Raw genomic sequence first — 12,166 nt, forward strand, 5'->3', positions numbered from 1 at the left:
AGCACCGTTGATCTTTCAGTTTTAAACTTACTAGTATCACACTTTAAGGTAGTTTTCGATAAATGTAACTAGCCATTTGCACCATCCATGACCTCTCTGTAGCTTACATTTTTATCTACTCGTCCTTATTAACGTTTTCTTAATAGGGAAGAGTATATACCATTCATCCCCAACAGTAAATAGTATCTTTAATAATTTTTTAATTTTTTATTTAGATTGACTATTTAAAAGCCATCTTTCCATATATATTAATTATTTAAATGATATTCATTAATGAAAGTTATTATTTAGTTATAAAAGATACAAATGATGTTTAAAACTAGTAATACTGAGCTTAATGAATAAATGTTGCCAGAATCATAATGACAATTAAACCTGTTACTGAAATTAAGGTTTCCAAAACTGTCCATGTCTTCAACGTTTCCTTAACATCTAAATCAAAGAATTCTTTAAACATCCAAAAACCAGCATCATTAACATGACTAGCAGCTAATGAACCCGCGCCAATTGCTAACACAACAAAGACTGGATTTACTGAACTTTGGGCGGCCACAATTGGGGCTACAATCCCAGCAGCTGTCATCCCGGCGACCGTTGCAGAACCAACAGAAACACGAATAATAACAGCAATTAACCATGCAAACAAGATTGGTGACATTGATGAGTGTGAAAATGCACTAGCAATGGCAGTTGAAATACCACCAGACGTAAGGACACCCTTAAACGCAGCACCCCCACCAATAACCAATAATAAATTCGCAATTGATTTAACGGCATCACTTAAGCTACCGTTAACTTCGGCCATTGTTCGACCAGAATGCCGGCCCATTGACCAAAGTGCAAATAATAGTGCAATAACCATAGCAATCAAAGGATTACCTAAAAATGCAATCATTTTTTGGAAAAATGTTGGATGTAATAAATAACCATTTTGGGCGGCTGAGGTAAGGGTTTTCCAATTAGCATCACCGATTACACCACCATACACTTGCTTACCATCATTAACCACCATCGTGATCACTGTAGTAACGACCATAAAAATAACAGCCATTAAACTAGTTAAAATTGATAAACCAAACGAAGGGGTCTCTTCAAGCTTAAATTGCTTAACCTCACCCAAAGCATCTAACTTTTTAGTGATTTTAAATGCGGTTGGTACATACTTTTGCGCAAATTTAGTAAAAATTGGTCCAGCAACAATCATTGCTGGGATTGCGACAATAATCCCATAAATTAAGACCATGCCAAGTGGTGCACCTAAAATATTAGAAACAGCAGTTGGTGATGGTTGTGGTGGTAAGAACCCTTGAGCGGCTGATAAAGCCGTCGCCATTGGTATTCCTAGATAAAGTAATGGTACTTCTGCTTCAAGCGCAATTGTGAAAACAATTGGGATTAATACGACTAGCCCAACTTCAAAAAGCAATGAAATTCCGATAATAAATGATGCAAAAGCAACGGCCCATTGCAAACGCTTTTTACCAAATTTATCAATTAAAGTTTTGGCAATTCGATAAGAACCACCTGAGTCAGAAACTAAGCGGCCAATCATCGACCCAAACCCAAAGACAACAACTAGTTCACCAAGGGTCCCCCCAATTCCGTTCTTTATGGCATCAGCAATTCCTGCTGGATTCATCCCTAAAGCAAATGCCACCACGATTGAAACAACAATTAATGTTACAAAAGTGTTAATCTTGTACTTTAAAATTAGGGTCAATAATAAAGCAATTCCTAACACCAAAATTAAAAACGGCCATACATTAAAGCCATTCATATTAAGCATAAATAATCCGGTTTGCGGATCAGTTGCTAAACCAACTAAAGCAGTCAATTTCTCTTCCTCCAAATAATTACTAGTTCTCTTTTAATCTTTGTTTGTATTGTTATACTTCCGCTGGAAATTAGCAATATTAGCATATTCTGTTTGTAATTGCCGACTCAAACGAATAAAGATTGGTACTAATTCACGATATACATTGTAGTTTTCAGGATTTGGCGTATAAGTGTTACTTTGACCAACTAATTCTTCAATATCCTCTAACCTATCCATAATACCCAAAGCTTTTTTAGCAACAACAGTTGCAGCTAATGCGCCAGATTCAAATGCTTCTGGGACTGTAACTGGTTGTTCAAAAATATCAGCAGCCATTTGCCGCCAAAGTGGTGACCGTGCAAAACCGCCAGTTGCCTGAATATTGTGCAAATCACCCACTACTTCTTCAAGGGCTAATGAAACCATGTAGATATTAAAAATAATCCCTTCAAGGACAGCACGGACCATATGTGCTCGCGTATGTTCATGCGTTAAGCCAAAGAATGAACCTCGTGCATTAGCATCCCATATGGGCGCTCTTTCACCACCTAAATAAGGATGAAATAATAATCCATCGGCGCCTGCTGGTACTTTTGCTGCAATACTGGTTAACAAATCATACGTGTCCATATGCAGTAATTTAGCAGTTGAATCTTCAGCATCAAATAAGTTATTTTTAGCCCAACGGAAAACATCACCTCCATTATTGACCGGACCACCCACAACCCAGTGATCTTTATCAAGAGCGTATGTAAATGTCCGCCCTTTAGGATCAATCACAGGCTTGTTAGATACTACGCGAATCGCCCCTGATGTTCCAATCGTTACCGCAGCAACACCTGGTTGAATCGCATTTACCCCTAAGTTTGAAAGTGGCCCATCCCCAGCACCGTAGACGAATGCAGTATCTGCGGGAATACCAATGAATTTTGCATATTCCGGATCTAAATTGCGTGCAATTTCATATGGTTCAACTGGTTGTGGCAATTGTTCTTTCTTAACTCCAGTAACGGCCAACGCTTGAGCATCCCAATCCAATTCAAAAATATTGAACAAACCAGTTCCCGATGCAATTGAAATATCCATTTTATTATCACCAAACAAGCGGTGAAAGATATATTCTTTAATTCCAAGATAATGGGCGGCTTGTTTATAAATATCAGGTTTCTCATTCTTTAACCATAATAGTTTTGATAATGGTGCCATTGGATGGATCGGCGTTCCAGTTTTCGCATAAATCTCTTTTCCCAAACCATTATTTTTTAATTCTTCGGTGTAATTAACAGCACGTGTATCCGCCCAAGTAATTACACGCGTTAAAGGCTGCCAATCTGCATCAAAAGCAATTAATGAGTGCATTGAACTTGAAAATGAAACAGCGATTAACTTATCTGTTGCAAAATTAAGCCCCTTAGTTACATCAATAATTCCTTCCGTAAACGCTTGAAAAATTTCATCTAAATCTTCTTCAGCCATATCAGGTTCATCACGATATAATGTATAACCATGATTAGCTGTTTTAATAACTTTACTAGCTTTATCAAATAAAACTACTTTTGTCGATGTTGTTCCTAAATCAACGCCAATTGTATAATCCATAATTTTTATATCCTCTAAACTTATCAAATATTTAAAGCGCTTACAAAAAATAAAACCGCAATTATCCTGTTCAATTATTAATTATAAGGTAAACGTTTACCGCATTGCAATAATATTGTGAAAAAAATATTTTATTATAGTACATATAAGTTAAAACCACCACTAACTATCTAAAAAGAAGTTCTGATAAAACAATTTTCATTACATTGTTTTATCAGAACTTCTTTTATTAATTAGCCCAGTTTTCAGTAGCTAATTATCAATATTAAATTTGCTCACGTAGCTCACTTGGAGCGTAGCAGCACGCTAAATTAAGCCTTTACGGTTGATTGTTTTAATTGAAAAATACCCATTATTAAAAAATTAATAAATACAAGCCCTGCTGTTACCAAGAAGACTTCTTGATAATCAAACGCACCGGCAATTACTGATCCTAGTAGTGGTCCAATGACTCCACCAGCGGCTTGAAATGATTGATTATAACTAAAGATTCTCCCAAATGCTTCACGGGGTACTTCTAATGTTAAAACTGTCTGCACGGCTGGTAGTAAGGCCGCATTCGCCATCCCCAATAGAAAGCGCCAAAAGGCTAATGACCATGGTGATGATACCAAATACATTGGAATAAAGAAAACAGTAGCGGCTAACAAACCAAACACTAAAACACGTTGTGGCCCAATTTCATCCATTTTATGGCCTAAGCGACTAGCAATCAGTAAGGTTCCAAAGCCCGGCATTGCCGCGACAACTCCACTGACAAAAGAAATATTTCCTTGATTATGCATCAACTCTTTAACTAATAAACTGATAATTGGTGAAATTGACATTAATGATGACTGAATTATCAGGGTTGTCATAAACATTAACCAAATTAACTTAACATTCTTAACTTGTTTAAAAATCGTACTAATTTTCTGCATTTTTTGCGTTGGAATTGGTGTAAAATGCTCTTCAACATTTAACATTGTCATAATAAAAACTAAGCCCATCACACATCCAGTAATATAAAAGGGTATCCGATAACCAAAGGTATTCGCTAAAATTCCACCAAAGAGTGGTCCTAACAAATTACCTGTAACATTTGCGGTCATCATGTTAGCCATCACAGATCCTGATTTATTTTTAGTGGTCTCACTTGCCATTAACGCAGTGGCATTATTAATATATCCCGAAAAAAAGCCTTGAATTGCACGTAACACAATGATTACCCAAACATTTTGTGCTAAGCCAACCGCAAATATTGTAAATGCCATTACACCAGATGCTCTTAAACACATTAAACGGCGCCCCTTACGATCAGCTAAACTCCCCCAGTATGGCGAAATAATAGCTTGTGCCAAAAAAGTCACGGCAAAGGCAACACCTGAATAAATATTTAGCTCAATTCGACTATAATTTTGTAAACTTTCAATAAATAATGATAAAAAAGGCATTGTCATTGAAAAGCCAAGACCCGTCATAAAACAACCTATCCATAAAGTGACGAATGTTTTACGCCATGCCCGTTGACGCTGTTCGGTGTCATCCATACTTGCTAACTCTCCTGTTTATTAAAATTAAAGCTATGGCAAATTTTAACACTCATAACACAAAAATTCATTAACTATTAAATAATTTAACTAGATATTTAATTAAATAGTAACCAAATTATCAGGCATAAGTAATTGATACCCTATTTTTATTTTCGGATATAATTAGTTGATACTAAGTCTTGTTTAATAACCCCAATTGGTATGACAACCTTTTGAACATTTAAATAAGCAGGGGCAATCAGACCACTTGCAAATACTAAAACTAACTTACCTTGTTCATTAATATAGAAGTTGTCTTTAATATCATGTGCTTTTATTTTAAAGTTTGCTTGTGTTTGTTTATTGACAAAATCAGCTAAAAGCTTTTGATAATGATTATTTTTAAATAACATCGCTAAGGTTAAGACAAGACCATGCTTCAGATCGATGACGGTATATTTGTCTTCAACCAATGAATCAGCAGCGGTTTTAGTAATTCGTCTTTTTAAAACAACCAATTTTTGATCCTGATACACCTTGCTAAACGATTGTCGAACTGTTCTATGTTTTGTATCTTGTTTAAATTCAGTATCTAATTGACGCCCTTCATTAGCATACTGAGTATTTAGTTTATTAGCTAATTTTTGATTATCGATTTGTGCTACCAATGGTACTTGAATATCAGCCCAACTAGTCTTATCGACATGCTTATACTCTCTAACTAAAACTAGTGAAACCAAATCTTTTAAACCACTAATCCGACTTGTAGCATTAACAAATTGATATGACGTATTTACAGCAATAACAAAAGAAGCCACGATTATAGCCACCCCAATCGTAATTTCCCACCAACCAAACCATTGACGTGTTTTTTTGGCAATGGTTTGATTAATTCTTTCTTTTAAGGCAAATTCTGGTATATCTTGTGATTTGTAGCGTGCTTTCATTTCTTCAATCTTCATGGTCATTCTCCTAATTTCTTTTCCAATTTTTTCAAAGAGCGATAATATAATGATTTAATTGTACTTGTTGGTTTCCCAATGATATTAGCTGTTTCATCTAAAGACAACTCTTCAAAAATATGTAACTTTATAACCTGTTGTTCCATCTCAGACAACTGTTTTAGTTCTTCTGCTAATGCTATTTGCTGTTCAAGCGAGACACTGATAGGTGTTACTAAGTCTTTTTTCACCTCAGTCGTGTACTCCTTTGTCTGTTGGTTCTTTCTTTGCATATCAATAGCGGTGTTAATTAAGATTCGTATTAGCCATATTTTTAAATATTTTGGCTCCTTAATTTGCTTTAACTTTCTAAATGCTTTTTCAACCGTAATTTGAACAATATCCAATGCTTGCTGTTCATCATGAACATAACTATTTGCAAGTCTAAATAGCCGGGCTTGCTCATGTCTAATAATTTTGATTAATTCTTCTTGCACATTCCTAACTCCTTTATTGTTTGCCATAATTATATTAGACGGTTATTTGCGGTAAAAAGTTTCAATTTATTTATAAATAACTTTACGCCGCTAACTAACTTGATTAGTGCTTTTGTAACATTTTTTAAAATATGCTAAAATTAAGTAGCAATAATTAATTATTTATATCTGGGGGAACAATTATGAGAAAATATTTTGCTGAATTTATTGGTACTTTTGTCCTAGTATTTGTCGGGACAGGTACTGTTGCTATCGCTAACACAGGTAGCACTGCCGTTGGCTTCATTGGTATTGCACTTGCTTTTGGTCTAGCTGTTACTATTATGGCATATGCTGTTGGTGGTATTTCAGGGGGCCACTTTAATCCTGCAGTATCATTAGCTATGATGATTAACCAACGACTAGATATTAAAGATGGTTTATTTTATATCGTTTCTCAATTTTTAGGGGCTACTGTTGCTTCATTTGTTGTTAAAGACTTTGCAAGTAGCTTAAAACTACCAAGTACTAGTTTGGGGCAAACTGATTTTCCAAATATTAGTGCTGGTCAAGCCTTTTTAGTAGAAGCACTTATTACATTTCTTTTTATTTTTGTCATTTTAATGGTCACAAGCGATAAGTTTGGGACCCCTACATTAGCACCACTAGCAATTGGGGTAACTCTTGCCCTCCTAATTATGGTTACACTAAATCTTACCGGCGGCTCATTAAACCCCGCTCGTAGTTTTGGTCCTGCAATCTTAGCTGGTGGTAGTGCCTTATCACATTATTGGGTTTACTTCTTAGCTCCGCTAGTTGGTGGTGTGATTGCCGCTTTTGTTGGTCAATTTATGGGTAGTGAAGAATAACTTAAATCGCTTTCTGTGAACAACTAATTCGTATTTTGAATTAGTTGTTTTTTTGATTATCAAAGCACGTAATATCATAAAATATAATCACTTTTAAAACGTATTTTTCTATTATTTAATTGCAACCTTTCTAGTTACATATCACTTTTCAAATTAATGATTACTATCAAAAACACGCACGTAGCAAACATAACTAATAATTTTTCGTACTGCATAAAAAAGCAACTAATTCAAAATGAGAATTAGTTGCTTAGGTAGTTATTTAATGTTTGATTTATTAAACCAATTTTTCAAAACATCCTGAATATTTTACTTACTATAGATATTTGACAAATCATACAACGTTGAGCTATTATTACCGCCCATTCCACCACCAAAGCTTTGAGTGCTTGATGTTGAATTAGTTTGCGTACCACTTAGTTTAACCTTAGTACCGTGCTTTTTAATCCAAGTTATTATTTTACCGATTTGACCACTACCACCCTTATCACCTGAAGATAAGAAGTACTTAACTTGACCACTCTTAACCAACTTTTTGAATTGGTTTAAGGTCATAGTTGGATCAGTTCCGTTATAACCACCTAAGGCCATAACTGCCTTTTTCGATTTAATAATATAACCAGATGCACTATTAGAATCACTAGTAGTAAATAGATATTTCGCGTTTCCTTGATGTTTAGTTACATATTTAAGAATACTTGTATTAACCTCACCACCAAGATCTTGACTACCTTGACTAGTTAATAGACTAGGACCAGCTGATGGAATTGCGGCTGATTCATGGGCAATTGTTGGCGTTGCTGCCCACCAACTTGCCATTGCTACTAACGTAATTAATGAAACAGCAATTCGATGTCTAACAGGTCGGTTATCAATCACCCACCAAACAGCTAGAGCCGCACCAACTGCTAATAAGGCAACACTTGCAGTTGGATAGTAACTCCAAGCATAGTAAGCTTGAACACCGGTTGTCGCTAATAAACAAATGGCCCATAGACTACCAACCCATCTATGCATCTTACCATCTTTTGCTTGTTCTTGTTGTTGCTTCAAGTATGCCAACCTGATTGCACTTAAAGCGGCTATCGTTGGTGCTAACATAATTGTGTAATATGGATGGAAGAAACCAGCTACTGAGAAGAAACCAGCTACCGGTACTAACCAACCTGCCCATAAAACAACTTCTTTTTGCTCACTAGTTAAGTAATACCATTTCTTTTTGCGATCACGATATCCTAGTAAACCAATTAACATTCCAATTAAACTCAAGGGAATGAACCAACCAATTTGGCTTCCCAAATCTTGTTGTAATAACCGTAGTGGTCCAGCAGTCCCAATGGCAAAGGCATTATTACCCCCACCCATACTCATACTACCTTTTTTGTTTCCACGTGTTCCCGTTGGTGGTGTCATATTATTAGTCTTACCGACTTTTTTAGTCCCTTTAGCTTGAATATTGTTCCTTGCTTTTTGCCCGTTTTTACCAGTTGGCATATTTTGGCGACTTCTATTACCACCGGCTTGGCCAGTTGCTTTAGCAGTCTTGCCAGTCGGCGGTGTCATATTTTGCTGCCCATTTTTAGTTCTTTTGCTATTCTTTTGACCGCTTGGCATTTGCCCTTTAGTATTTTTTTGTTGACTTTTTTTAGTTGTTGAATTCATCCCAGCAAAAGCACCACCAGTCCCAGTACTTTGCCCCAATAGCCGTTCCGTTCCATTATAGCCAAATGCTAATTCAAGTAGTGAATTCGTTTGTGAACTACCAATGTAAGGACGCCTATCTTTACTGACAGAATCAACTGCGACTGGATAAGCTAATGTAAAAATCGCTAAACTAGCAACCCCACCAATAAACCAACCAAGCTTACGTTTGAATGGCTTTTTTACACTTAACCAATAGTAGACCACCATGGCTGGTAAAATCATAAATGCCTGTAGCATTTTAATATTAAAGCCTACCCCAATCAAACCAAAGGCTATTAATACCTGCCAAAATTTATTTTGATTGACTGCTTTTTGTAGAAAGTATATTGCCAATAATAAAGTGAATACTAATATTGCATCCATATTATTCGTACGGGAGTCAGCTACCACAATTGGTGTTAAAGTCATAAATAAGGCTGCTAACCGACCTGCAAAAGCACCAAACTTAGGAGCGATTAACCGGTATAACAGATATACCGAACCAATTCCAGCTAAGACTGATGGTAAGACAATTGACCACCCATGTAGCCCAAATATTTTAGCTGAAATCGCCATAAACCATAGTGCAACTGGTGGTTTATCTACCGTAATAAAACCGGCTGGATCGAATGCTCCATACCAAAAGTTTGACCAACTTTGCAACATTGAAGTAATTGCAGAAGTATAAAAACTATTAGCATTTCCAGCATCCCACGTCCCCCAACCATAAAGGATAGCAGCTAATGCTAAAATAGCTAACAGCCATTTATCAACCTTAATATTCTTAAATTTTTCGCGCATAATTACCTCTTTCTAAAACTTATGCTTACTTTATTGTTCTAATGTATTTTCCTGAATTGTAAATCGTGGCCGATGTTTAACTTCATTAAAAATTTTGCCAATATATTCACCAATGACTGAAATACTAATTAGTTGGATACCACCAATTAACCAAATTGAAATTATTAATGATGGCCAACCAGATGTTGTATTGCCTAATAGATGTTCAATTAATGAATAACTAAATACAAGTAATGCACTAATTACCGTAATAATACCTAATAACAAAATAATGCGAATTGGTGCAACTGAAAATGACGTAATACCATCCCATGCAAACTTAAGCATCTTAGGTAACGGATATTTTGAAACACCGGCACTCCGTTCTTGCCGGGTATAATAAACCTTGGTTGTCTTGAACCCTAAAAGGGGAATAACACCTCTTAAAAACAGATTTGTTTCTTGATATTTCAACAATTCTTGGACCGCTCGTTGACTCATTAATCGATAATCAGCATGATTGGGGACGATATTGACCCCCATTTTAGCCATTAAGCGATAAAATGTTTCAGCAGTATGTTTCTTAAACCACGTATCGCTATCACGATTATTTCTTACCCCATACACAATTTCATTACCAGCCAATGCCTCATCAACCATTTGATCAATTAAATTGACATCGTCTTGTAAATCAGCATCAATCGTAATTATAAAATCACTAGTTACAACAACTGATGTTAACCCAGCTAAAAGTGCATTTTGATGGCCAAAGTTTCGTGATAGATTAATGCCTTGTAGTTGTTTATTTCGCTGGCTTAATGTACTTACTAGTTCCCATGTAGTATCTTTAGAGCCATCATTAACAAAAACTACCTCACTGTTTTGACTAATTTTATTTTGCTTGATCAACAGCATCAACTTTTGGTAAATGATTTCTGCTGATGTCAAAATCACCTCTTCCTCGTTATATACTGGAACAACAATTGTTAAGCTTTTAAGTTCATTCATTAGCTTTACTCCTTAATCCGTATATCTATGATTGTTGCATGATAGCGAATTATTTTTAAATGAATGTTAAACAACCATTTTATTCGAACGATTAGCAAAACTAGTTGCTTTTTTAATGTTACTATGGCAGAATATTGAACAATGTACTTAGGTACAAAAAAATAAAGAATGACTGTGAGCATTCTTTTTGGAGGAATTAAATATGCAATTATCTTTTAAAAAAGCCCACGCGCTATCATCTAATCAGAAATGGACCTTGGCTTCAACATCAGCTGGCTTTGCACTTGAAAATATGGATGTAATGTTTTTATCATTTGCCCTATCTTCAATTATCCAGCAGTTTCACATTTCTGGGACTACAGCTGGTTTGATTTCATCAATTACCAACTTAGGCATGTTAGCGGGTGGGATTTTGTTTGGCCTTTTAGCCGATCGTTTAGGCCGAGTCAAAATCTTTTCATATACGATTTTCATTTTCGCCTTTGCTACTGCTAGTATGTATTTTGCTACTAATATCTATACCCTCTATATTCTTCGTTTTATCGCCGGCATTGGGGCTGGTGGTGAATATGGTATTGGAATTACACTTTTAGCCGAGAATTTTGCAGCTAAAAAACTCGGGCGCCTTTCATCCATCACTGCAATTGGTGGTCAGATTGGAGCTTTACTAGCCGCAATTGCCGCAGCCATAATCATTCCTATTTGGGGCTGGCAAACCTTATTTCTCTTAGGCCTTATTCCCGTTATCTTAATCTTTTTTATCCGCCAAAATGTGACTGAAAGTCCCGTATTTGTTACTAATAATTCTAACAATCCTCAGCATATCAAGATTTCTCAATTATTTAAAACTCGTCAACTAGCCTATCAAACCAGCGCGCTCATTATAATGGTAATTGTCCAAATTTCTGGTTACTTTGGTCTTATGAATTGGTTACCAACCATTATGCAAAAACAATTAAACTTATCAATCTCTGGGTCATCGCTATGGATGATTACAACTATTTTAGGCATGAGTTTAGGAATGTTAACCTTTGGTCATTTTTTAGATTACTTTGGTCCAAGAAAAGCCTTTAGCATTTTTTTAATTGCAGCCGCATTAGGTGTTTTTTCTCTTTCACTTGCTTTTAACACGCTATCGTTACTACTGATCGGTGCACTAGTGGGCTTTTTTTCCAATGGTATGTTTGGTGGTTATGGTGCAATCGTTAGTCAGCTATATCCCACTGAAATTCGAGCAACTGCCAATAATTTTATTGTCGGTTGTGGCCGTGCAATTGGTGGCTTCTCCTCAGTTTTAATTGGCTTTTTACTAGATAATTACTCCGTTTTGGCGGTGATGCTCTTTTTATCACTATCATATCTTATCAGTCTTACAGTTATGTTAACCATTCCCAACCTTAAGAAGTTAGTGAACTAATCAGTCTGTAAACTTATTTCCCCTTATTTTTTAGGCGATAGTGGTAAACTATAAATTATTAAATAA

9 protein-coding genes and 1 other annotated feature (1 of these 10 only partly in view) are annotated in these 12,166 nt (G+C 35.8%); of the genes, 2 read left to right on the forward strand and 7 right to left on the reverse strand.

What is annotated here, in order from left to right; genetic code table 11:
- Positions 1-141 (reverse strand) — a binding site (T-box leader) (it extends 98 nt beyond the left edge of the window).
- Positions 142-334: 193 nt separating this feature from the next.
- From JOC59_RS00535 to JOC59_RS00555, 5 genes are all read right to left on the reverse strand, one after another.
- Positions 335-1,786: a gluconate:H+ symporter gene (locus JOC59_RS00535; RefSeq protein ID WP_420875263.1), complete on the reverse strand. Its 1,452-nt coding sequence runs from the start codon at positions 1,784-1,786 to the stop codon at positions 335-337.
- Between the two features lie 81 nt (positions 1,787-1,867).
- A complete protein-coding gene (gene gntK / locus JOC59_RS00540; RefSeq protein WP_205142844.1) occupies positions 1,868-3,415 on the reverse strand; it encodes a gluconokinase in 1,548 nt (515 codons plus the stop codon).
- A 311-nt stretch (positions 3,416-3,726) separates the two neighbouring features.
- Entirely contained in the window at positions 3,727-4,944 is a 1,218-nt protein-coding gene (locus JOC59_RS00545; protein WP_205142845.1) for an MFS transporter, read from the reverse strand.
- A 149-nt stretch (positions 4,945-5,093) separates the two neighbouring features.
- Positions 5,094-5,888, reverse strand: a complete 795-nt coding sequence (locus JOC59_RS00550) for an RsiV family protein (RefSeq protein ID WP_205142846.1) — start codon at positions 5,886-5,888, stop codon at positions 5,094-5,096.
- Between the two features lie 2 nt (positions 5,889-5,890).
- A complete protein-coding gene (locus JOC59_RS00555; RefSeq protein ID WP_205142847.1) occupies positions 5,891-6,364 on the reverse strand; it encodes a sigma-70 family RNA polymerase sigma factor in 474 nt (157 codons plus the stop codon).
- A 182-nt stretch (positions 6,365-6,546) separates the two neighbouring features.
- On the opposite strand from JOC59_RS00555, the gene JOC59_RS00560 reads away from it, so the two are divergent.
- A complete protein-coding gene (locus JOC59_RS00560) occupies positions 6,547-7,212 on the forward strand; it encodes an MIP/aquaporin family protein (protein WP_205142848.1) in 666 nt (221 codons plus the stop codon).
- Positions 7,213-7,521: 309 nt separating this feature from the next.
- Here JOC59_RS00560 and JOC59_RS00565 read toward each other — a convergent pair whose 3' ends face one another.
- Both JOC59_RS00565 and JOC59_RS00570 read right to left on the reverse strand, forming a co-directional pair.
- Positions 7,522-9,696, reverse strand: coding sequence for a glycosyltransferase family 39 protein (locus JOC59_RS00565; protein ID WP_205142849.1), 2,175 nt, complete (start codon positions 9,694-9,696; stop codon positions 7,522-7,524).
- Positions 9,697-9,726: 30 nt separating this feature from the next.
- A complete protein-coding gene (locus tag JOC59_RS00570) occupies positions 9,727-10,683 on the reverse strand; it encodes a glycosyltransferase family 2 protein (protein WP_205142850.1) in 957 nt (318 codons plus the stop codon).
- A 202-nt stretch (positions 10,684-10,885) separates the two neighbouring features.
- On the opposite strand from JOC59_RS00570, the gene JOC59_RS00575 reads away from it, so the two are divergent.
- On the forward strand, positions 10,886-12,100 hold the full coding sequence (locus JOC59_RS00575) for an MFS transporter (RefSeq protein WP_205142851.1): 1,215 nt from the start codon (positions 10,886-10,888) through the stop codon (positions 12,098-12,100).
- Positions 12,101-12,166 lie beyond the last annotated feature (66 nt).

The sequence above is a fragment of the Periweissella beninensis genome (assembly GCF_016908275.1).
GTDB classification, from domain to species: domain Bacteria; phylum Bacillota; class Bacilli; order Lactobacillales; family Lactobacillaceae; genus Periweissella; species Periweissella beninensis.

What these genes read in the sequence shown, in the direction of transcription:
- JOC59_RS00535 (WP_420875263.1), bottom strand. Translation starts at nt 1,786, where the DNA reads ATGCTTAATATGAATGGCTTTAATGTATGGCCGTTTTTAATTTTGGTG.
- gntK (WP_205142844.1), bottom strand. Translation starts at nt 3,415, where the DNA reads ATGGATTATACAATTGGCGTTGATTTAGGAACAACATCGACAAAAGTA.
- JOC59_RS00545 (WP_205142845.1), bottom strand. Translation starts at nt 4,944, where the DNA reads ATGGATGACACCGAACAGCGTCAACGGGCATGGCGTAAAACATTCGTC.
- JOC59_RS00550 (WP_205142846.1), bottom strand. Translation starts at nt 5,888, where the DNA reads ATGAAGATTGAAGAAATGAAAGCACGCTACAAATCACAAGATATACCA.
- JOC59_RS00560 (WP_205142848.1), top strand. Translation starts at nt 6,547, where the DNA reads ATGAGAAAATATTTTGCTGAATTTATTGGTACTTTTGTCCTAGTATTT.
- JOC59_RS00565 (WP_205142849.1), bottom strand. Translation starts at nt 9,696, where the DNA reads ATGCGCGAAAAATTTAAGAATATTAAGGTTGATAAATGGCTGTTAGCT.
- JOC59_RS00570 (WP_205142850.1), bottom strand. Translation starts at nt 10,683, where the DNA reads ATGAATGAACTTAAAAGCTTAACAATTGTTGTTCCAGTATATAACGAG.
- JOC59_RS00575 (WP_205142851.1), top strand. Translation starts at nt 10,886, where the DNA reads ATGCAATTATCTTTTAAAAAAGCCCACGCGCTATCATCTAATCAGAAA.